The sequence below is a fragment of the Rhodococcus sp. JG-3 genome, assembly GCF_000482405.1.
GTDB classification, from domain to species: Bacteria; Actinomycetota; Actinomycetes; order Mycobacteriales; family Mycobacteriaceae; genus Rhodococcoides; species Rhodococcoides fascians.
This window is the reverse complement of sequence record NZ_KI519398.1, coordinates 529541-550914: the sequence shown is the minus strand read 5'-3', so window position 1 is coordinate 550914 and position 21374 is coordinate 529541. Positions and strand designations below refer to the sequence as shown.

Annotated in this window: 18 protein-coding genes; 4 read left to right on the top strand and 14 right to left on the bottom strand. The window is 65.1% G+C overall.

Annotation, left to right across the window (positions count from 1 at the left end; translation table 11 throughout):
* Positions 1-21: 21 nt before the first annotated feature.
* From K414_RS0103835 to K414_RS0103815, 5 genes are all read right to left on the bottom strand, one after another.
* Positions 22-714, bottom strand: a complete 693-nt coding sequence (locus tag K414_RS0103835; RefSeq protein WP_202595042.1) for a GntR family transcriptional regulator — start codon at positions 712-714, stop codon at positions 22-24.
* Between the two features lie 42 nt (positions 715-756).
* Positions 757-1908, bottom strand: coding sequence for an aromatic ring-hydroxylating dioxygenase subunit alpha (locus K414_RS0103830; RefSeq protein WP_027494741.1), 1152 nt, complete (start codon positions 1906-1908; stop codon positions 757-759).
* 94 nt (positions 1909-2002) lie between these two features.
* Positions 2003-3166, bottom strand: a complete 1164-nt coding sequence (locus K414_RS0103825; protein ID WP_196248898.1) for an FAD-dependent oxidoreductase — start codon at positions 3164-3166, stop codon at positions 2003-2005.
* Positions 3163-3525 (bottom strand): bifunctional 3-phenylpropionate/cinnamic acid dioxygenase ferredoxin subunit, encoded by a 363-nt coding sequence (locus K414_RS0103820; protein ID WP_027494739.1) that lies wholly within the window; start codon positions 3523-3525, stop codon positions 3163-3165. Before K414_RS0103820 ends, K414_RS0103825 begins: the two co-directional genes overlap by 4 nt.
* A 370-nt stretch (positions 3526-3895) precedes the next feature.
* Entirely contained in the window at positions 3896-4981 is a 1086-nt protein-coding gene (locus K414_RS0103815; protein ID WP_027494738.1) for an S-(hydroxymethyl)mycothiol dehydrogenase, read from the bottom strand.
* Positions 4982-5472: 491 nt separating this feature from the next.
* Between K414_RS0103815 and K414_RS25970 the strand changes: the two genes are divergently transcribed.
* From K414_RS25970 to purU, 3 genes are all read left to right on the top strand, one after another.
* A complete protein-coding gene (locus K414_RS25970) occupies positions 5473-6987 on the top strand; it encodes a BCCT family transporter (RefSeq protein ID WP_051365301.1) in 1515 nt (504 codons plus the stop codon).
* A 176-nt stretch (positions 6988-7163) separates the two neighbouring features.
* Positions 7164-9629, top strand: a complete 2466-nt coding sequence (locus K414_RS0103805) for an FAD-dependent oxidoreductase (RefSeq protein WP_027494737.1) — start codon at positions 7164-7166, stop codon at positions 9627-9629.
* A gap of 25 nt (positions 9630-9654) precedes the next feature.
* Positions 9655-10503, top strand: coding sequence for a formyltetrahydrofolate deformylase (purU, locus tag K414_RS0103800; protein ID WP_027494736.1), 849 nt, complete (start codon positions 9655-9657; stop codon positions 10501-10503).
* Positions 10504-10583: 80 nt separating this feature from the next.
* On the opposite strand, the gene K414_RS0103795 is transcribed toward purU, so the two are convergent.
* From K414_RS0103795 to glyA, 8 genes are all read right to left on the bottom strand, one after another.
* Positions 10584-11966: an L-serine ammonia-lyase gene (locus K414_RS0103795; RefSeq protein ID WP_027494735.1), complete on the bottom strand. Its 1383-nt coding sequence runs from the start codon at positions 11964-11966 to the stop codon at positions 10584-10586.
* Positions 11963-12373, bottom strand: a complete 411-nt coding sequence (locus K414_RS25965; protein WP_051364920.1) for a glycine cleavage system protein H — start codon at positions 12371-12373, stop codon at positions 11963-11965. Before K414_RS25965 ends, K414_RS0103795 begins: the two co-directional genes overlap by 4 nt.
* Positions 12370-13236, bottom strand: a complete 867-nt coding sequence (gene folP, locus K414_RS25960; protein WP_152530480.1) for a dihydropteroate synthase — start codon at positions 13234-13236, stop codon at positions 12370-12372. Before folP ends, K414_RS25965 begins: the two co-directional genes overlap by 4 nt.
* A 92-nt stretch (positions 13237-13328) precedes the next feature.
* Entirely contained in the window at positions 13329-13907 is a 579-nt protein-coding gene (locus K414_RS0103780) for a sarcosine oxidase subunit gamma family protein (RefSeq protein WP_027494734.1), read from the bottom strand.
* A complete protein-coding gene (locus K414_RS0103775; RefSeq protein WP_027494733.1) occupies positions 13900-16743 on the bottom strand; it encodes a 2Fe-2S iron-sulfur cluster-binding protein in 2844 nt (947 codons plus the stop codon). Before K414_RS0103775 ends, K414_RS0103780 begins: the two co-directional genes overlap by 8 nt.
* Positions 16740-17018 carry a sarcosine oxidase subunit delta gene (locus tag K414_RS0103770; protein WP_027494732.1) on the bottom strand — a complete coding sequence of 93 codons (279 nt, stop codon included), beginning with the start codon at positions 17016-17018 and terminating at the stop codon, positions 16740-16742. Before K414_RS0103770 ends, K414_RS0103775 begins: the two co-directional genes overlap by 4 nt.
* Before the next feature lie 51 nt (positions 17019-17069).
* Positions 17070-18308: a sarcosine oxidase subunit beta family protein gene (locus tag K414_RS0103765; protein WP_027494731.1), complete on the bottom strand. Its 1239-nt coding sequence runs from the start codon at positions 18306-18308 to the stop codon at positions 17070-17072.
* Complete coding sequence (gene glyA / locus K414_RS0103760) at positions 18305-19585, bottom strand: serine hydroxymethyltransferase (protein WP_027494730.1); 1281 nt, start codon at positions 19583-19585, stop codon at positions 18305-18307. The genes K414_RS0103765 and glyA overlap by 4 nt, the downstream gene beginning before the upstream one ends.
* Before the next feature lie 166 nt (positions 19586-19751).
* On the opposite strand from glyA, the gene K414_RS0103755 reads away from it, so the two are divergent.
* Positions 19752-20423 (top strand): GntR family transcriptional regulator, encoded by a 672-nt coding sequence (locus K414_RS0103755; protein ID WP_027494729.1) that lies wholly within the window; start codon positions 19752-19754, stop codon positions 20421-20423.
* Here K414_RS0103755 and K414_RS0103750 read toward each other — a convergent pair.
* Entirely contained in the window at positions 20407-21342 is a 936-nt protein-coding gene (locus tag K414_RS0103750) for a LysR family transcriptional regulator (RefSeq protein ID WP_027494728.1), read from the bottom strand. The genes K414_RS0103755 and K414_RS0103750 overlap by 17 nt on opposite strands.
* Positions 21343-21374: the final 32 nt, after the last annotated feature.

Below are 21374 nucleotides of genomic sequence, written 5' to 3'. Positions count from 1 at the left end.
AGCGTGGCCCGAGTCGGCGATCTAGATGACGGCGCGCACCGCGTCGTCGAACTCGGTCACGTGTGCTCGGGCGATGGTCGCGGCCTTCTCGGCATCCCCGGCCGCGATGGCGCGCAGCAGCTCGGTGTGCGTCCCCACATGGTCGGCCAGGGGAGGCAGACGATCCATGAACAACCAGAAGATTCTCGTCGCGAGATTGTTGTAGCGAATCAATGCGTCTTCGAGAACCGGGTTGGCCGCCAGCCGGTAGACGGTGCGATGCACTTCGGCGTCCCAGTTGATCAGGTCGTATTGGCTCGGCGGCGTCGCCTCGAACTTCTCGGTGCGGTCGGCCATGCCCAGCAGAACTTGGCGTTGGGTTGCGGTAGCCGCGGTGGCGGCCTTCGCTGCGGCCAGTGGCTCGAGCCGCTGGCGGATTTCGGAGATGTCGCCCAGATCGGCGACGTCGATGGCCGTGGCAAAAGTGCCGCGGCGGGCGTGCGAGATGACGAGGCGCTCGTACTCGAGCCGCTTGAGAGCTTCCCGTACCGGCGTGCGTCCAACGCCCAGCTCGGCGGACAACGCCGATTCGACGACGGCCTCACCCGGCTTGATGGTCAGCATGATCAGTTTGTCGCGGATAGCCGAGTAAGCGACGTCGGCCATCGTCGCTCCGGGTTCGCCCGGCACCCCCGACGATCCGGGGGCGCCCGGCGATGCGACCTCGACACTCATGGTTACCGATCCTATCGGCACCGAGTGCGGGGCAGCGTGCGGTCAGGCCTCGATGCGGTTCTTCAGCCAGTCGTGGAAGATGCCGATGTGGTGTTCGCTGCCCACCAGCACTCCGCCGTCGCGGTACTTACGTGAGCTCATGGCGGGCTGGCAGCGTTCGCACGCCTCGAAGTCCTGCAGATTGACGCGGTGGAACAACTCCACCGATTTCTGCAGATCCCGTCCCGATGCGACGACGCCGGGCAGGTACAGCCAATCGCATTCCACCAGAGTGCGATCGGCGGCAAGTGGATACATCCGATGGATGATCACGTGATCCGGGACGAGGTTGACGAACACCTGTGGCCGGACGGTGATGGCGTAGTAGCGCCGGTCCTGTTCGGGTGCGATTCCGGGAATGGAGTCGTGTCCCTCGGAACCGTCGAGCGTGAATCCCTTGACGGATTCCCCGAATTCGGCCCCGTGGCCCACGTAGTACTGGGCGGCGTAACCGTCGGCGAATTCGGGAAGTACCTCGGTCAGCTCGGGGTGGATGGTGGCGCAGTGGTAGCACTCCATGAAGTTCTCGATGATGAGCTTCCAGTTGGCCTTGACGTCGTAGCTCACGCGGCGGCCGAGACCGAGGTCTTCGATCTTGTAGCGGTCGATCGACTCGACGTCGCCGAGTCGATCACGGATGTCCTGCACCACAGTGGTGTCGAAGGAGGCCGGATTGTCGCTCAGATTGACCCAGACGTACCCGAGCCATTCCTCGACCGACACCGACGCCAGGCCGTAGCGAACTCGGTCGATGTCGGGCATCTTGGTGAGATTCGGTGCTGCGATGAGCTTTCCGTCGAGATCGTAGGTCCAGGCGTGGTACGGACACTGGAACGATCGCTTGACTTCGCCCTTGTCCTCCATGCAGATTCGAGCACCGCGGTGCGCGCACACGTTCAGGTAGGCCTTGATCGCCCCGGTTCGGGTGCGCGTCACGATGACGCTTTCGCGGCCGATCTGCACGGTGCGGAAGGCGCCGGGCTTGTCCAGGTCAGCGGCACGGACCGCGCAGATCCACAGTTCCTCGAAGATCTTCTCCTGCTCGAGCTCGAAGATGGCCGGGTCGGTGTAATAGCGACCGGGCAGGGTGGAGATGAGGCTTTCGGGCAGGGGAAGGGAGGTTGCGGGCGGCGTGGTGTCGGGAATGGTGGTCAAGGGGTCCTCCGTACGTGGCCGATCTTGTGGATCGGTGACGAGACGTCAACTGGGGTAATGGAATACGACGGGTGGAGCAGCGGCCTGGGTGATTTCAGACCGCGCGAGCGGGAGCCGAGAGCTGTCGGCGCCAGCGGGTGAACAATCGAACTTGATTGACACCGAGTACACCGACCGGAAGTCCGTCGGATCGATACACGGCGAGGAAACTCCCGAGTTCGGGCGAACCCTCTTCGATGGTGCATTCACTGTCCGGTCCGGCGGTGCCGGCGAACTGAATACGTGACCCGTACTGGTCGGACCAGAAATACGGAGGTTTGACGTGTTGGCCGCCGTAACTGCCCGAGAGCAGGGTGGCCACTGCAACGGTGGGTCGTTCGGACGCCCCGGCCCAATGCTCGACGCGTCGGTGGACGCCGGTCGCATCCAGCCATGCGGCGCAGTCGCCGACTGCGACCACTCCTGGTACGGCAGTCGCGCCGCCGCCGTCGCACAGGATTCCGTTGCCCAGTGCGAGTCCGCTGGTGCCGAGCCAGTCGATGTTCGGAATGCCGCCGATGCCGACAACCACGACGTCGGCGTCGAGGAGTCGGCCGTCCGCGAGGCGAACGCCCGTCACTCGGTCGGTGCCGGTCAGGCCGTCGACGGCGATTCCGCAGATCAACGTGGTGCCGTTGTCGCGGTGCAGATTTCCCACCGCGCTACCCAATCGTGCACCGAGTGGCCCGGCGAGCGGTGACGGGGCGGCTTCGACGACGGTGACCTCGAGGCCCAACTTCCTTGCGGTGGAAGCTACTTCGGCTCCGATGAAGCCTGCGCCGATGACGACGAGACGTGCGCCGGGCGTGAGATCTGCACGCAGCCGGTCGGCGTCGTCGATCGTACGCAATACATGCACACCGGCGAGGTGATCGGTACCGGGAAGCGATCGCGCGCGTGAGCCGGTGGCGAGGACGACGCCGTCGGAGGTCAGCTCGGCACCGTCGTCGAGGGTGACGGTGCGACGCGATGGATCGAGGGCGGTGGCTGTGCGGCCCAGAATCCAGGTGGCGTCGAGGTTTTCGTCGTCGGGTTCGAGGGCGAGAGTGCTCACGTCCACGTCGCCGGCGAGGTATTCCTTCGACAGGGGAGGGCGGTCGTAGGGTCGGTGACTCTCGGCACCGACGATGGTGACGGAGCCGTCGAACCCAGCGGCCCGTAGTGCACGCGCGGAGCACAGGCCTGCCAGGGAGGCTCCGACGATGGTGACGCTCTTCATGAATGTCCCTCGGCGGCCAACCGGCTGCGAACGTCGGGCGGAAGATTGGGGGCCGCGGTGCTCAGCTCGACGTAGACGACGCCGTCCTCGACGACGACGGTGTGCGTGCGGACAGGCAACTTGGCGGGCGGAGCGTCGACAGCACCGGTACGCAGGTCGAAGGTGGACGCGTGGAGTGGGCATTCGACCGCGCACCCTTCGAGCCAGCCGTCGGCGAGCGACGCGTCTTGATGCGTACAGGTGTCATCGATCGCGAACAGCTCACCGTCCTCGGTGTGGAACACCGCCACCGGAGGGGTGGTGTCGACACGCAGAGCTTCGCCGCCGGGGAGATCGGCCAAGGAACACACCTTGAGCATTCGGATCCTTTCTGTATCGCTATGCGGAACACGTCTTACTTCCCGCAACAACAGTGTGAACATCGCCACAAGAGTGTGTCAATAGGTGACGGCACTTTTCATACATGCGAAACACGGCGTAACCGGAACCGGACAAACCACGCGTTGTACCAGCTGAGCAGGTGGTTAGCCCGTGCAATGACTTGGGTAGCCGGTGCCGCATCCGCTCGACTCGATGATGCCCCCGACGTCGGAATACGTCGAGGGCACCATGAAACAAAACGCTTCCGACGGGTAAAAAGGCCAACTTTGATATATCAGAGGTGTCGAGCCGCAGCGCACGGGCTCGAGTCACCGGAAGCGGCCACCTTCTCGACCCGGAACTGCCCACTCACAGGACCACCACCGAACGCAGCACCGTGCCCTGATGCATCTTCTCGAACGCCGCCTCGATATCACCGAGACCGATCCGTTCGGTCACGAACTTCTCGAGCGGCAACCGACCCTGCTCGTACAGATCGACCAACATCGGAAAATCACGCTCCGGCAGGCAATCGCCGTACCACGACGACTTCAACGACCCACCCCGGGAGAAGAAATCGATCAACGACATCTCGACGGTCATCTCCGGGGTCGGCACCCCGACGAGGACGACGGTCCCGGCGAGATCGCGGGCGTAGAACGCCTGCTTCCAGGTTTCCGGGCGACCGACGGCATCGATGACCACATCCGCCCCGAACCCACCGGTGAGCTCCTGGATGGCCTCGACGGCATCGACCTGGGAGGCATCGACAGTGTGGGTGGCCCCGAGTTCGAGGGCCCAGTCGAGTTTTTTCTTGTCGCGGTCGACGGCGATGATCGTCGACGCCCCCGCCAGGCGGGCTCCGGCGATCGCCGCATCACCGACACCGCCGCAGCCGATCACCGCGACGGAATCCCCGCGGGAGACGTGGCCGGTGTTCATCGCCGCCCCGAGCCCGGCCATCACCCCGCAGCCGAGCAACCCCACCACCGCCGGATCGGAGTCCGGGTCGACTTTGGTGCACTGTCCTTCGTGGACGAGGGTCTTGTCGGCGAACGCCCCGATCCCCAACGCCGGCGACAGTTCGGTGCCATCGGCGAGAGTCATCTTCTGCGACGCATTGTGGGTGTCGAAGCAGTACCAGGGGGTGCCTTTCTTGCAGGCTCGGCATTCCCCGCACACCGCACGCCAGTTCAACACCACGAAGTCGCCGACCTCGACATGAGTGACAGCGTCGCCGATGGTTTCGACGGTGCCTGCGGCTTCGTGGCCGAGCAGGAACGGGAACTCGTCGTTGATGCCGCCCTCGCGGTAATGCAGATCGGTATGACACACCCCGCACGCGGCGATGGTGACCACGACATCGTTCGGGCCGGGATCGGGAATGGTGATCGTCTCGATCGAGACGGGCTCGCCTTTGCTCGTGGCGACGACGGCGCGGACCTGCTGCGGCATGGTTGGTACTCCTGAGTGAGGTGAAGGAGCGGCGTTCGAGGCCGCCGGCAGTGGTGGAATCGGCTTAATATATCAGTTACCGGGCAGTATCGAATGTTAAAAGCGAGTATCGAATTCGGACAACTTTTGGCATTTACACTTGCATAGATGCTGTTCAGGGGCGTTGTCCGTTTCGAAAAACCGTGATGAACGCGTCTAAATGACCAGCCATCTATTGACATAGCCCCTGGGTCGGCTCAGTCTTGTTCGAGTCCAAACAAATCGTAGTTGCGCAGAGAGCAACGAGTCGCGCACCTATCCGACCACCCACGCTGCGTGCACGGGCGACACACCTATTCGGCGAGAGCCGGAGGGAGAACGATGTGACAACGAACAGCAAACCCCGGGGCGACAAAACTCGCGTCGATGCACCCGAGAAACATGCCCCTCATCATTACGGCCCCCTCGAGGTCTACCACCACGGAGAGGAGGGCAAGCCGCGCACCGACAAGGTGGTGTTCGGTATCACCGCCGCCATCGTGATCGCGATTCTGGCATGGGGCATCCTCGGCACCGAGAACATGAAGTCCGTCAACGCGTCGGTACTCGACTGGGTCGTGACCAACGTCGGCTGGCTGTTCATCTTCTCGGCCACCGGGTTCGTGATCTTCGCGCTGTGGCTCGCGCTCAGTCGCTACGGAAAGATTCCGCTCGGCAAAGACGGTGAGAAGCCCGAATTCAACACCGTCAGCTGGATCGCGATGATGTTCAGCGCCGGCATGGGAATCGGCTTGATCTTCTGGGGAGTGGCCGAGCCCCTCACCCACTTCGTCACCCCGCCGCCCGGAATCACCGATTCCACTGTGGGAACGGCACTGTCGACGGCCATCTTCCACTGGGGACTGCATCCGTGGTCGATGTACGCGGTGGTCGGATTGTCCATCGCCTACGGCACCTACCGGATGGGCCGCAAGCAGCTCATCAGCTCCTCGTTCATTCCGCTGATCGGTCGCCGCGCCGAAGGCCCCATCGGCAAGGTCATCGACATTCTGGCGATCTTCGCCACGATGTTCGGCACCGCGGCATCCCTCGGCCTCGGCGCTCTCCAGATCGGTTCCGGTATCGAGGTTCTCGGCTGGGTCAACCAAGCGGGGACGCTTCTGCTCGTGGCTGTCGTCGCCATCCTGACACTTGCATTCGTGGCCTCGGCAGTGTCCGGGGTTTCCAAAGGAATTCAGTGGCTGTCGAACATCAATATGGTGCTGGCTCTCGTGCTTGCGATCTTCGTGTTCGTCGCGGGCCCCACGGTCCTGATCCTGAATCTGCTGCCCACCACTCTCGGTGACTACGCCGCGCACATCGCCGGCATGTCGGCGCGCTCGGCGGCATCCGGTGGTCCCGAGACCGAGTCCTGGCTCTCGTCCTGGACGATCTTCTACTGGGCCTGGTGGATCTCGTGGACCCCCTTCGTCGGTATGTTCCTCGCTCGCATCAGTCGCGGCCGCACCATCCGCCAGTTCGTCATCGGCGTCATTCTCATCCCTACGTCGGTGAGCTTGGTCTGGTTCTCGATCTTCGGTGGAGCGGCAATCGGCGAGCAGCAGAAGGGAACCGAGGATCTGGTGGCCCTGGGTAAGGCGGAGTCGCAGCTGTTCGCGGTTCTCGACCACTTCCCGTTGGCCGGCATCTCGTCGGTGTTGGTGATGGTCTTGGTGGGCATCTTCTTCGTCAGTGGTGCCGACGCTGCCTCGATCGTGATGGGCACGCTGTCGCAACGGGGCACCCTGGATCCGTCCCGTGGGGTCGTCGCCTTCTGGGGTGTCGTCACCGGCGGCATCGCGATCCTGATGCTGTGGACGGGAGGTTCGGACGCTCTCAACGGGTTGCAGACGATGACCATCATCGTGGCGGCGCCGTTCGTACTGGTGATGATCGGTACGTGTGTCTCGCTGTACAAGGACGTCACGAACGACCCGTTCATCGTCAAGAACCCCAAGGCCCCGCCGAAAGTCAAGGCCGGCAAGTGAAGTGAGCGATGGTGCGGGACGCGAAACTATGCGTCCCGCATCATCGGTATTTCGGGGGTTGACCACAACCATCCCTGCCCATACTCTTGATATATCAATCTCTGGTTAGTTGTCGTGCAGGCCGTGGACCGCTTCGGCCGAGCTCCATCTCTCCACCCCGATACGGAAGGACCACCATGGGTTCACCGAGAGTTGTCATCATCGGCGCCGGCATAGTCGGTACCAACGTGGCCGACGAGCTCACCGCACGCGGTTGGGATCGCATCACCGTGCTGGATCAGGGGCCGCTCCCTCTCACGGGTGGATCCACCTCGCACGCACCGGGTCTGGTGTTTCAGACCAATGCATCCAAGACCATGACCGAACTCGCCCGATACACGGTCGAGAAGTTCATGGGCCTCGAGGTGGACGGGCAGTGGTGCTTCAATCAGCTCGGCGGCCTCGAAGTGGCCACCACCGAGGAGCGACTGGCCGACCTGCATCGCAAGCAGGGCTGGGCCACGTCCTGGGGAATCGAAGGATCGGTCATCGACCCGTCCGAATGCGCCAAACTGCATCCGCTGATCGACCGTTCGCGGGTTCTCGGCGGTCTGTACGTCGAGACCGACGGTCTTGCCAAAGCGTCCCGTGCCGTCGTGGCACTCACCCGTCGCGCAGAATCGCGCGGAGCCGTGTTCCGTGGTTCCACCAAGGTCATCGGTATCGAACAGACGGGTGGCCGCGTCACCGGTGTGGCAACCGACAACGGCGTCATCGAGGCCGACATCGTGGTGTCCTGCGCCGGCTTCTGGGGCCCCGATGTGGGCGAACTGGTCGGCATGAAGGTGCCGCTGCTGCCCTTGGCGCACCAGTACGCCAAGACCGATCAGATCCCGGAACTGGTGGGACGCAACACCGAAGCGGCCGAGGCCGGCATGCCCATTCTTCGTCATCAGGATCAGGACCTGTACTTCCGCGAGCACGTCGACCGTCTCGGCATCGGAACCTACGCGCACCGCCCGATGCCCGTCGACACCAAGACCCTGCCCGGCGGAGACGGTGTGTCCGACGAGGCGATGCCGTCCATGCTCGACTTCACGCAGGAGGATTTCGCCCCGTCGTGGGAGCAGTCCAAGCTGCTGTTGCCCTGCCTCGAGACCGCCAAGATCGACCACGGCTTCAACGGAGTCTTCTCGTTCACCCCCGACGGCGGACCGCTGCTCGGTGAATCCCCGGACGTCAAGGGCTTCTGGATCGCCGAGGCCGTGTGGGTGACGCATTCGGCCGGAGTCGGCCGGGCCATCGCACAGTTGCTGGTCGACGGACGCTCCGAGGTCGAACTGCACGGATGCGACGTCAACCGCTTCGAGGATTTCCAGCTCGATCCCTCGTACGTCAGCGAAACCTCGCAGCAGAACTTCATCGAGATCTACGACGTGCTGCATCCCTCGCAGCCGCGGTTGTCCCCGCGTGACGTTCGGGTCAGCCCCTTCAACGCGCGGCAGCATCAACTCGGTGCCGTGTTCCTCGAAGGCGGCGGGTGGGAACGCCCGCACTGGTACGAGGCCAATGCCGATCTGGTGCACCAGCTTCCCGTCGAGTGGCAGCCGCCCGAGCGCGACGAGTGGGCGTCGATGTTCCATTCGCCCATTGCCGCGGCCGAGGCGTGGAAGACCCGTACGTCCGTCGCCATGTACGACATGACCCCGCTCAAGCGTCTGCGCGTTCGCGGGCCCGGTGCGCTTGCACTGTTGGAGGGATTGACGTCCGGCAAGATGGACAAGTCCGTCGGGGCCGTCACGTACACGCTGGCTCTCGACGAGAAGGGCGGCGTCCGAAGTGATCTCACCGTGGCGCGGTTGTCCGCGGACGAGTTCCAGGTCGGAGCCAACGGCAATCTCGACTTCGATTACCTTCGCCGCGAAGCACCGAGTGACGGCAGCGTCACCGTCGACGACATCACCGGATCCACGTGCTGCATCGGCCTGTGGGGTCCCCACGCCCGCGAGGTCGTGGAGAAGCTCACCCAGGACGACTTCTCGAACGAGAACTTCAAGTACTTCCGCTGCAAGCAGGTTCGTATCGGGGGAGTGCCCGTCACCGCGATGCGGTTGTCATACGTGGGCGAGCTCGGGTGGGAGCTGTACACCACCGCCGATTACGGCCAGCGACTGTGGGACATGTTGTGGCAGGCCGGTTCCGAGTTCGGGATCATCGCCGGCGGGCGCGCTGCGTTCAACAGCCTGCGCATGGAGAAGGGCTACCGGTCGTGGGGTTCGGACATGACCACCGAGCACAACCCCTACGAGGCAGGCCTCGGCTTCGCGGTACGCCCACAGAAGGGCGAATTCCGCGGCCGCGACGCCGTACTCGAGATGTCCGACGACACCGTCTCGAAGAAGTTGGTCTGCTTGAAGATCGACGACGGCACGTCGGTGGTACTCGGCCACGAGCCCGTCCTGGTGGACGGTGAACCCGCCGGCTACGTCACCAGCGCCTCGTTCGGTCACACCGTCGGTGCGCCGATCGCCTACGCCTGGGTTCCTGCCGGTAGCGCAGAACCAGGTGCAGCAGTACAGATTCGATACTTCGATCGGCTCGTGTCCGCCACCGTCGTGGCCGAGCCCCTCGTGGACCCCGAGATGGCCAAGATCCGCAGCTGACGACCCACCAGTACCAGGAGATTCGATGACCGAGAACTTCACCCTCACGCTCAGCTGCGGCCAGCGGCCGGGCATCGTCCGGGCCGTCAGTGCGTTCCTCTTCGACAACGACTGCGACATCGCCGAACACCAACAGTTCGACGACTCCACGGACGGCTCGTTCTTTCTTCGCACCTCGTTCGTGGCCAGCGGCACCACCGACATCGAGAAGCTGACCGAGAGCTTCCGCGAGGTGGCCGATCGATTCGCGATGACGTACACCTTCAACGGCTGCAGCCAGCCGCGCGTGCTCGTCATGGTGTCCAAGATGGGGCACTGCCTCAACGACCTCATCTTCCGTTGGCGCTCTAAGAATCTCGGCGGCGAACTGGTGGCCGTGGTGAGCAATCACGAGGTGCTGCGGCCGATGGCCGAGGCTGCCGGGCTGCCGTTCGTCCACGTTCCCGTCACCCCGGGAACCAAGGCCGAGGCCGAGCAACGCCTGCTCGACCTCGTCGCAGAGTACGAGGTCGACCTGGTGGTGCTGGCCCGGTACATGCAGGTGCTCTCCGACGAGACGTGTCGAGCGCTGCACGGCAAGGCGATCAACATCCATCACTCGTTCCTGCCCGGCTTCAAGGGCGCGAAGCCCTACCACCAGGCCTTCGACCGGGGCGTCAAGCAGGTCGGAGCGACGGCGCACTACGTCACCCCCGACCTGGACGAGGGCCCGATCATCGAGCAGCAGGTCATTCGTATCGACCACACTCACGACCCGTCTCGTCTGGCCACCGTCGGACAGGACGCCGAGGCACTCGCACTCTCGCGGGCGGTCCGCTGGCACTGCGAGAATCGCGTCCTGCTGCACGGACACCGGACGGTCATCTTCAGCTGAACCGACACACGACGAGGGGCCCGTACCGAATCGGTACGGGCCCCTCGTCGTTGTGTGGCGGTGGAGAAAGTTCTCGGCCTCTAGCACTCCACGAAGTTCACCGGCACGTTGATCGCGAGGCCGCCGCTGGAGGTCTCTTTGTACTTCGAGTGCATGTCGGCCCCGGTGGACCGCATCGTCTCGATCACCTGGTCCAGGCTGACGCGGTGGGTACCGTTGCCGCGCAATGCCATCCGAGCGGCGTTGATAGCCTTGCCTGCCGAGATGGCGTTGCGTTCGATGCACGGAATCTGCACCAGTCCGCCGATGGGGTCGCACGTGAGACCGAGGCTGTGCTCCATCGCGATCTCGGCGGCGTTCTCCACCTGTTCGGGTGTGCCGCCCAGTACCTCGGCCAGACCGGCTGCGGCCATCGACGCTGCCGAACCCACCTCGCCCTGGCAACCCACTTCGGCACCGGAGATCGACGCCATCTCCTTGTAGAGCGATCCGATCGCGCCGGCGGTGAGCAGAAAACGCACTGTGCTGCCGTCGGGATCGGCGACCCCTGCCGCGGTGTAGCGGGTCGCGTAGTGCAGCACGGCCGGGATGATGCCGGCTGCGCCGTTGGTGGGTGCTGTGACGATTCGTCCGCCCGACGCGTTCTCCTCGTTGACGGCGAGTGCGACGAGATTGACCCAGTCCTCGGCGAATTCGCTCGAACGGTTCGGATCCTCGGCATCGAGCCGCAGGAACCAGTCCCGTGCTCGACGCCGCACTCCCAGGGCGCCGGGAAGGTAGCCGTCGCGGGAGATGCCGCGAACCTCGCACTCGACCATGACGTCACGGATGTGCAGCAGCGCGTCCCGAATCTCCTCGTGTGTGCGGCGTTCGAGCTCGACCTCGGTCATGACGTCACTGATGCTGCAGCGCCGACGTTCACAGAGCTGAAGTAGTTCCTTGGCCGACGCGAATCCGTTCGCGGAGGCGAGGGGTGCGACGGCCTCGACGCTTTCGGCCTCGGTCACCACGAAGCCGCCACCGACGGAGAAGTACACTTCGCTGTGCAGTTCGGTCGAATCCGCTCTGCGGGCAGTCAGTTTCATCCCGTTGGGGTGGAACGGCAGTACCGTCAACGGACGCAGCACGATGTCGTCGACCGCTAGGTCGATCTCTCGGTGACCACCGAAGACGATTCGGCCGGTGGCCGCCATCGATGCCTGCCGTTCTTCCATGACCTCGGTCGTGATGGTCTCGGGCGCATGGCCTTCCAGCCCCAGCAGTACGGCGGTCATGGTGCCGTGGCCGGCTCCGGTCGCGGCCAACGAGCCGTACAGATCGACCGCCAGCTCTCGAACGTCGTCGAACGCAGACATGGTCCGCAGATCGTCGACGAATCGGGCGGCCGCGCGCATCGGTCCGACGGTGTGCGAACTCGAGGGGCCGACTCCGACGGAGAAGAGGTCGAACACACTGATGGTCATGAGGTCGTCCGCACTGCGCCGGTCGGCTCGCGCATGGTCAGGTCGTCGAACGACGAGGCCGCGGGAGTCAGGACCGCGAACAGCCAGCCGGCACCGAGCGGATCGGCAGCGACGAGCGACGGGTCCTCGCGCACAGCGGGGTTGACGATCGTGACCATGCCGCTCGCCGGGGCGTACACCGTGACCGAGCCGGCGGAGGTGTGGATAGTGCCGCACGCATCACCGGCGGCGAGCACGGTACGTACCGACGGAAGATCGACGCCGATAATGTCGGCCGCGTCGGCCAACGCTGCCGGCGTCACCCCCACACGGCTCGGAGTCTGGGCCGGTGAACCGAACGGGTCGACGGCCATCCAACCGTGCTCGGCGCTGAAGAGCCGACGGGCGGAGGAGAGGGATGCGGTCATGAGGTGGCCTCGGCATTCGTCGTGGATTGACCTGGGTGTGAGGGCAGTACGTCGAGCGACCGCACTGCCCGCATCACGGCCAGTGCGTCGATGGTGGTGGCGACGTCGTGAACCCGCAGGAGTGACGCCCCGTTCTGGGCCGCGAAGATCGCGGCGGCGAGTGATCCGGCGAGTCGGCCGTCGACCTCTCGGCCGGTGATGGCACCGATCATGCCCTTCCGCGACAGACCCGCCATGATCGGTCGCCCGGCCGCGGTGAGCGCCCGAAGGCCCTGCAGCAGTTGCAGATTGTGCTCGAGAGTTTTCCCGAACCCGAATCCGGGATCGACCAGGATGCGGTACGCCGGGATTCCGGCCCTGATGCATTCGGCGGCCCGGTCGTCGAGGAACTGGCGGACCTCTGCCGTGACATCGCCGTACCGAGGGGAATGCTGCATGGTCGCCGGTTCGCCCTGCATATGCGTCAGGCATACGGCAACGTCCAGTTCGGCAGCTGCGGCGAGTGCGCCCGGAAGACGAAGAGCACGAACGTCATTGATGACACTCGCCCCGGCGCGTACCGCCTCTCGCATCACCTCGGGCCGTGATGTGTCGACCGACAGCGGTGTCGAGGTGAGCCTGGACAGGGCGTCGATCACCGGTACGACTCGCTCGATCTCTTCCTCGACGGTGGGTGGGGTGGCCCCCGGCCGGGTTGACTCACCGCCGATGTCGAGCAGTTCGGCACCCTCGTCGACCATCGACAGAGCATGCGCCACAGCACGATCCGAGTCCAGGAAGCGGCCGCCATCGGAGAACGAATCCGGGGTGACGTTGACGATCCCGCAGACGACCGGATGCGAGGTCGTCAACCGGGTCAGCAGCCGGTCGCGGGCATCGGCTGCCCGGGTTGCCGTGGAGACGGTCGTGAGCACTGCGGTCACCTTTTCTCTCGCGTCGGGTTCGGTGGTGCGACTCAGCCGGCGTCGGTGTATTCCTCGGCCGCGTCGGTCAGCCAGGCAGCGAGATAGCGTGCGAACGACGAGCGCACCAGGATGCGATAGTCCGTTCCGGTGTCGTCACAGGCAATGAGGATCATGCCTGCCATCGCCAACATCGTCTGTACCGTCGACCCGGCCGGGAAGACGCGAGGGTGCAGATCGATCGAGCACCCCTTCGCCAACACGTCGCGGGCCCGGGAACCGCTCAGCCGCAGACTGGTTCGCTGTGCGGACACATCGGTTGCCGCACCGCGATGCTCACGAACGGCCGAGCCGAGACGGTGTTCGAGTTCGACCGGATCGAGGCCCGCCCCGATGATCAGCCACTCCTCCGGGCCGAGCCAGATCGCGGTGGTGTTCGTGCCCTCGGCGACGCGTCCGGGGCCGGGCAGCTCGGTGCCGAGCTCGGCCGAGGCAGCGGCACCGCCCGGCCCGCTCGGGTCGACCCACAGGTCGATCCCGGCCAAGAACGGCTCCTCCACGATGCGTACAGCAGACGAGTCCGGCAGAACTGTTTCTGCGAGTGGGCTTCTGGCGGCGAGTCGGTCAGCCATCACGGCGGTTACCTTCCGGGTCGACGAGTACGGAGCCGGTGACTTCCACGGCGACGAGGGTGTCGCCCACCGGGACGTGCAGGATGTCGCCGAGTCGGTCACGCCCGGCCTCGAGCAGGGCCAGCCCGAACGGCCTGCCCAATTCTGCGCTGGCGTAACTCGACGTGACGTGGCCGAGCATCGGAACCGGAAGCTCGGGGAGGACGCCGCTCTCGGAGTGCTCGATGATCTGCGAGCCCTCGGGGAGGACGGTCTCCCGATCGACGGGCAGGAGCCCGACGAATTGCTTGCGCAACGGGTTCCGGTTCTCGGCACGGTCGAACGAGCGCTTTCCGATGAAGTCGAGCTTCTTCTTCGATACCGCCCAGCTCATACCGAGGTCCTGTGGGGTGACGGTCCCGTCGGTGTCCTGGCCGACGATCGGGTAGCCCTTCTCGGCCCGCAGCACGTGCATGGTCTCGGTGCCGTAGGGGGTGATGCCGTACTTCTCGCCCGCATCGATCAGCCGCGACCACAGTGCGCGGGCGTGCCAAGAATCGATGTTCACTTCGAAGGCCAGTTCACCGGAGAAGCTGATGCGCGCCACGCGTACCGGCACACCGTCGACCGAGGCGTCACGCCAGGCCATGAACGGGAACGCCTCGTTGGAGACGTCGAGCTCGGGGAAGATCTCGCCGACGAGGTCGCGGGAGCGCGGTCCGACGACGGGGAACGTGGCCCACTGCTCGGTCACCGACGTCAGCCGAACCGCCAGGTGCGGCCATTCGGTCTGCAGCCATTCCTCCATCCAGTCGAGCATTCCTGCTGCGCCGCCCGTGGTGGTGAACACCTGGAATCGGTCGTCCGCCAACCGCATCACGGTGCCGTCGTCGATCACCATGCCGTCGGCACCGCACATCACGCCGTAGCGAACCATGCCGACCTTCAAGTTGCTCATCATGTTCGTGTAGAACATGTCCAGCACCACACCGGCGTCGGGGCCCTGCACGTCGATCTTGCCCAGTGTCGAACCGTCGAGCATGCCAACGCTTGCACGCACGGCCGCGCACTCGCGGAGCACGGCGTCGTGCATCTCCTCGCCGGGCAGTGGATAGTAGCGGGGCCGCTTCCACTGTCCGACGTCCTCGAAGACCGCGCCGCGGGCGACGTGCCAATCATGAACTGCAGTAACCCGTTCCGGGTCGAAGGCCATGCCGCGGTTGCGGCCGGCCAACGCCGCGAACGCCACCGGGGTGTACGGCGGTCGGAAGGTGGTGGTGCCCAGGTTCTCCACCGGCTTGTCGAGCAGCTCCGCCACGATGCCCGAGGACACCACACCGGAGGTCTTGCCCTGATCGTGCGCGGTGCCGATCGTGGTGTAGCGCTTGATGTGTTCCATCGACGACATGCCTGCACCGACGGCGCGGACCAGATCGGCCACCGTCGCGTCACGCTGCACGTCGACGAACTGGCTGTCGGCTCCTAAGTCGTCGCGCACCCGCCACAGCACCAGCGACTCGCTGCTGGGCACGGATTCGACTGCTGGTGGCGACGTTTCGGTGACGTCGAAGCCGAGACGGGTCAGCGCACCTGCCGCGGCCGAGTTACCGTCGCGGAGGCATCCTGCCAGATCGAACACTCCCGAGGCCGACCCGGCGACACTGATGCCCTCGACGTCGTCCGCGGGAACGAACGCACCGAGTTCGCCGTCGTAGCGGAGCTTTCCGCGGGCCTGACTGAACAGGTGGACGGCGGGGTTCCAGCCACCGCTGACGAGCAGTACGTCGCACGCCACGGTGTCGGTGGCACCGTCGGCACCGGTCACCAATGCATGAGTGACGCGGGTGTCGCCGCGGGTGCCGGATACGACGCTGCCGGTGCGCACCTCGATACCGCGCTCGCGGCACGGGCCGAGCCAGTGTTCCGGTGCCTCGGAGCGGGCATCGACGATGCGCGCGATGCGGACCCCGGCGTCGTGCACATCGACGGCTGCCTTGTACGCGCTGTCGTTGGTGGTGAACACCACGGCCTCGGTTCCTACCGTCACGCCGTAGCGATGCAGGAACGTACGTGCACTGTGCGCCAACATGATTCCGGGTCGGTCGTTGTCGGTGAAGACGACGGGCCGCTCGTGGGCGCCGGTGGCCACCAGGATGTGACGCGAGCGAATACGCCAGACTCGCTGACGGCTCAGCGCTGCAGGAGCTTCCAAGCCCAGGTGATCGGTGCGACGCTCGAGGGCGAGCACGAAGCCGTCGTCGTAGGAACCGAACGCGGTGGTGCGGCGCAGCAACGTCACGTCGGGGAAGGTCGACAAGTCGGCCACCGCGTCGGCAACCCAGTCCAGGGCCGGCCGTCCGTCGATGACGTCGTCGGAGCCGAGCAGGGAGCCGCCGAATTCACTCTGATCGTCGACGACGACCACGCGAGCGCCACTGCGGGCGGCGACCAGAGCGGCCGTCAGACCGGCCGGGCCGGCGCCGACGACCAACAGGTCGGCGTGGGCGTGCATGGCGTCGTACTTGGCGGAGTCGGAGATCTCGGCGAGACGCCCCTGTCCGGGGATGCCCCGAGCGACCAGGCCGTCGTACAGCTCGATCGTCGTGGCGAGCAGCATCGGCTCGGGGAACGGCTCCTCGATCTGTACGAGTCCGCCGGTGTCCTCGGCCCATGCAGCGGTGAATCCACGGGGCCTGCCGAGCTTGATGCTGGTGGTCACCTGATGAATACCGTTGGCGAGCAACGCAGATGCCAGCGTGTCGCCCGGGTGGCCCTGCAGGGCCGAGCCGCCGAACGTGAAGTCGAAGGTGCTCGTGCGGTCGATGCGGCCGCCGGATGCGGTGCGGAATGCGGTCATGGGTTCACCGGCTTCGGGTCGTCGAGGCGATAGACACTGTGGATTCGATAGGTGGCGGTGTCCCGCACGGCGTTGAACCAACGCCGACAGCCCGCGCTGTGGCTCCACCGTTCCGCAAAGAGCCCCTTGGGGTTGTCGCGGAAGAACACGAAGTGCGCCCACTGTTCGTCGGTCAGAGCCGAGGGATCCTCGGGGTAGGCGATGTGCGCCTGGCCGCCGTAGTGGAACTCGGTCTCTTCTCGACTCCCGCACCACGGGCATTCGATCAATTGCATTGCCACTCCAAGATTTCTCGTTCGGGTGCTGCGTGTGTCGGGGCGGAGAAACTAGTGAGCCACGCCTGCGGCACCGTGCTCGTCCACCAGCGCGCCGGTGACGAATCGGTCCAGACTGAACGGTGCGATGTACTCGTGGACCTCGTCGTTGGCGATGGTGTCGGCCAGGCACCAACCGGCACCGGGGGTGGCCTTGAATCCGCCTGTACCCCAACCGCAATTGAGGAACACGTTGTCGAACGGCGTGCGTCCGACGATGGGGGAGGCATCGGGGCAGACGTCCACGATGCCGGCCCAGGTGCGCAGCAGGTGCGCGCGAGCGAAGACGGGGAACAACTCGACTGCAGCTGCCATCTGCCGTTCGATGATGTGGAACGCACCGCGCTGGCCGTAGCCGTTGTAGGAGTCGACGCCCGCACCCATCACCAGTTCGCCCTTGTGGGCCTGAGAGACGTACACGTGCACGGCATTCGACATGACGACCGTGGGATGCACGGGCTCGAGCAACTCCGAGACGAGGGCCTGCAGCGGATGGCTCTGCAGCGGAGTCTTGATGCCGAGCATGTCCGTCAGCGTCGAGGTGTGCCCGGCTGCGCACAGCGCGACCTGGCCGGTGGCGATGTCGCCACGCGTGGTCTTGACCCCGGTGACGCGGTTGCCGTCGGTGGTGAAGCCGGTGACCTCACAGTTCTGGATGATGTCGATACCGGCCGCGTCGGCGCGTCGGGCAAATCCCCAGGCGACGTAGTCGTGCTTGGCGATGCCGGCGCGTGGCTGGTACGTCGCACCGAGCACCGGGTAGCGAATGTCGCTGGAGATGTTGACGATCGGGCACAGCTTCTTGACCTCGTCGGGGTCGACCCACTGAGCGTCGATGCCGTTGAGTCGGTTGGCCTCGACGCGTCGCACGCTGTCGCGCACGTCCTGCAGACTGTGCGCGAGGTTGAGGACGCCGCGCTGGCTGAACAGGATGGGGTAGTCGAGGTCGTCGGCGAGCCCTTCCCACAGCTTCAGCGAGTGCTCGTAGATGCGCGCGCTCTCGTCCCACAGGTAGTTGGACCGGATGAGGGTGGTGTTGCGCGCCATGTTTCCGCCGGCGAGCCACCCCTTCTCCAGCACAGCCACATTGGTGATGCCGTGGTTCTTGGCGAGGTAGTGCGCGGTGGCCAGGCCGTGTCCGCCGCCGCCGATGATCACGACGTCGTACGACTTCTTCGGCTCGGGGTTGCGCCACAGGAAGTCCGGGTGGTCGGGCAGATGTGCGCCCGGAGGGGTTACGGGGGCGGTCATCGGTAGCCTTCCGTCAGGTCGGAGTAGAGGGGGAACTGCGCGGCGACGGCTTCGACCCGGATTCGCAGTGCATCGAGTCCGCGGTCGTCGGTGTCGGGACGCAACGCGTGGGCGATGACGTCGGAGACCTCGGCGAAGGCCGTGGCGTCCAGGCCGCGGGTCGCGAGGGCCGGGGTGCCGATGCGGACTCCGGAGCTCACCATGGGTGGCCGTGGATCGAACGGAACTGCGTTGCGGTTCACGGTGATTCCGACGTGATGGAGTCTGTCCTCGGCCTGCTTGCCGTCCAGTTCGGACTTGCGCAGGTCCACGAGAACGAGGTGGACGTCGGTGCCGCCCGAGACCACGTCGATGCCTGCGGCTGCTGCGTCGTCGGTCAACAGTCGATCGGCCAAGATCTTCGCGCCTTCGAGGGTGCGCTGCTGCCGTTCCCGAAAGTCCTCTTCTGCAGCAAGTTTGAAGGCGACGGCCTTGCCGGCGATGACGTGTTCGAGGGGCCCGCCCTGCTGACCGGGAAAGACCGAGGAGTTGAACTTCTTCGCCAGCGCGGCGTCGTTGGTGATGATGACGCCGCCGCGCGGTCCGCCGAGCGTCTTGTGCGTCGTCGAGGTGACCACGTGCGCGTGCGGTACCGGTGACGGGTGCAGTCCGGCGGCGACCAGGCCGGCGAAGTGCGCCATGTCCACCATCAGGTAGGCACCGACTTCGTCTGCGATGCGGCGGAATTCGGCGAAGTCGAGGTGGCGCGGGTAGGCGGACCAACCGGCCATGATCAGCTTGGGACGGTGCTCGTGGGCGAGGCGCTCCACCTCTGCCATGTCGACGAGATGGTCGTCTTCGCGGACGTGGTAGGCCGAGACGTCGTACAGCTTGCCGGAGAAGTTCAGCTTCATGCCGTGCGTGAGGTGTCCGCCGTGGGCGAGTGCGAGACCGAGAATCGAATCGCCCGGCTGCAGCAGTGCCGCCATGGCAGCGGCATTGGCCTGCGCACCGGAGTGCGGCTGCACGTTGGCGAACGACGATCCGAACAAGGCGTTGAGCCGGTCGATCGCGAGTTGCTCGATGACGTCGACGTTTTCGCATCCGCCGTAGTAGCGCCGGCCGGGGTAGCCCTCGGCGTACTTGTTCGTCAGTACCGAACCCTGCGCCTGCATGACGGCCAAGGGTGCGAAGTTCTCGCTCGCGATCATTTCGAGGGTGTTCTGCTGGCGGCCGAGCTCGGCACTGATCGCGCGGTGCACCTCGGGGTCGAGATCGGCGAGTACTCGGTTCGTCACGCCTCTCGGGTGCGGTGCCGTCGCTGTCGGTGCGAAGTCCTGCGTCAAGATGGCCGCCCTTCTGGAAGATCAATGATCTGGAACTGATATATCAAGATGCCAATAGAGTAAGATCACAAAGCAGAGCCGTCAAGGGCGGGGCGTCGACCGGGAGTGAGCAGACAAGATGACGATCGAAATTCAGCCGGTGATGGATGCAACGCAGTTTGTCGGAACCAACGCCGATCGAGCCTACGAAATAGTGCGTGAGCAGCTGATCATGTTGGAAATTCGTCCCGGTGAACCGATCAACGACGACCGCCTGGCCGAGCAATTGGGGCTGGGGCGCACACCGATTCGTGAGGGTCTGAAACGACTCGAACGTGAGCGCCTCGTCGTCGCGTATCCCCGACGCGGAACCTTCGCGACCGCCGTCGACATGACCGACCTGGCCAACATCTCGGAGATCCGCAAGCAGCTCGAGCCGGCGGCCTCGGCTCGTGCGGCGCGGACCGCGACACGGGCGGCTCGAGACCGGCTGGCCGAGCTCGCGGCCTCCATCGCGAGCATCGACGACACCGACGATTCACGCGAGGTGCTGCGCAAAGATGTTGCGGTGCATCGAGAGATCTATCGGGCGTCGGGCAATCCTCACCTCGAAGACATTCTGGTCAGCCTCGACGCGCACGCCACGCGCATCTGGTGCCTGTTTCTCGACCGACTGCCTAACGTGGCCGGCCATGTCCGTGAGCACGTCGTGTTGCTGCAGGCGATCATCGACGGCGATGCGGACACCGCGGCCGAACTGACCCTCGAACACGTCACCGGCTTCGAGAACGCCATCAGGGAACTGCTGTAGTCGCAGCTGCGATGCGCTCGGCCGCACCGCGCAATGCGGTCGAGATGGCATACATCGCCGGGGTGTACTGACGCCTGGCGAGTGACGCGATGTAGATGACGCGCGTCGGTACCCGATCCGTGTCGGGGAAGTCGATGGTGGTGACGTCGGGTCGATGGTGAATGACCGACAACCCGGGCACCATTGCGATGCCGACACCGGCAGCCACCATGGCCTCGATCTCCTGATAGTCGTGTGCCTCGTAGACGACGTCGGGCTCGAATCCTGCTACGCGACAACTGCGATAGAGAACCTCGGCAGCCGGGTGGTCGTTACTGCGGATGATCCATCGTGCGTCACGAAGATCGTGCAGCGACACATCGTGCTGCACCCGATCGTCGTCGATCGGCAGCAGCAGCACGGTCGGGTCTTCCATCAGCGGCTCGAGTGACAGTGATCGTTCGGCCTCTTCCGTCCAGGCATAGCTCCACAGCAGCGCCAGGTCGATTTCGCTCGAATGCAGCATGTCGAGCAACTGCGGGCGCACCGCCGATCGCACGCGGACGTCCACACCGGGCCATCGTGAGTGATAGTCCTTCAGCGCGTCCGAGAGCAGCGACGCGCTGACCGTGGGAAACGAGCCGAGTCGAACCGAACCGCGTTCGAGCCCTCGGATCGCTTCGAGGTCGCCGCTCGCGGCGCGCATCTCCCGTCGAAACAGCCGGGCGCGGCTGGTGAGGATTTCGCCGGCTTCGGTGAGTTGTACGCCGCGTGGCAGGCGGGTCAACACCGGTTGTTTGATGCCGTGTTCGAGTTTGCTGATGCGTTGGGACGCCGCGGAGGGCGTCATGTTCGCTCGTTCGGCACCTGCGGTCAGTGAGCCGGCCTCGGCGATGTCGAGAAGCAGAAACAACGTCACGACATCGAAGGTGTGGTTCATGCGCCTGTCTTTCAGCTCAGCTAAACGGCTAG

Coding starts and splice junctions, on each gene's coding strand:
- K414_RS0103820 (WP_027494739.1), bottom strand. CDS start 3,525: ATGCTCAAGGTGTGTTCCTTGGCCGATCTCCCCGGCGGCGAAGCTCTG.
- K414_RS0103825 (WP_196248898.1), bottom strand. CDS start 3,166: ATGAAGAGCGTCACCATCGTCGGAGCCTCCCTGGCAGGCCTGTGCTCC.
- K414_RS0103795 (WP_027494735.1), bottom strand. CDS start 11,966: ATGACCATCAGTGTGTTCGACCTCTTCTCCGTCGGAGTCGGCCCCTCG.
- K414_RS0103775 (WP_027494733.1), bottom strand. CDS start 16,743: ATGACCGCATTCCGCACCGCATCCGGCGGCCGCATCGACCGCACGAGC.
- K414_RS0103780 (WP_027494734.1), bottom strand. CDS start 13,907: ATGGCTGACCGACTCGCCGCCAGAAGCCCACTCGCAGAAACAGTTCTG.
- K414_RS0103835 (WP_202595042.1), bottom strand. CDS start 714: ATGAGTGTCGAGGTCGCATCGCCGGGCGCCCCCGGATCGTCGGGGGTG.
- purU (WP_027494736.1), top strand. CDS start 9,655: ATGACCGAGAACTTCACCCTCACGCTCAGCTGCGGCCAGCGGCCGGGC.
- K414_RS0103755 (WP_027494729.1), top strand. CDS start 19,752: ATGACGATCGAAATTCAGCCGGTGATGGATGCAACGCAGTTTGTCGGA.
- K414_RS25965 (WP_051364920.1), bottom strand. CDS start 12,373: ATGACCGCATCCCTCTCCTCCGCCCGTCGGCTCTTCAGCGCCGAGCAC.
- K414_RS0103750 (WP_027494728.1), bottom strand. CDS start 21,342: ATGAACCACACCTTCGATGTCGTGACGTTGTTTCTGCTTCTCGACATC.
- K414_RS0103770 (WP_027494732.1), bottom strand. CDS start 17,018: ATGCAATTGATCGAATGCCCGTGGTGCGGGAGTCGAGAAGAGACCGAG.
- K414_RS0103805 (WP_027494737.1), top strand. CDS start 7,164: ATGGGTTCACCGAGAGTTGTCATCATCGGCGCCGGCATAGTCGGTACC.
- K414_RS0103765 (WP_027494731.1), bottom strand. CDS start 18,308: ATGACCGCCCCCGTAACCCCTCCGGGCGCACATCTGCCCGACCACCCG.
- K414_RS0103815 (WP_027494738.1), bottom strand. CDS start 4,981: ATGCCGCAGCAGGTCCGCGCCGTCGTCGCCACGAGCAAAGGCGAGCCC.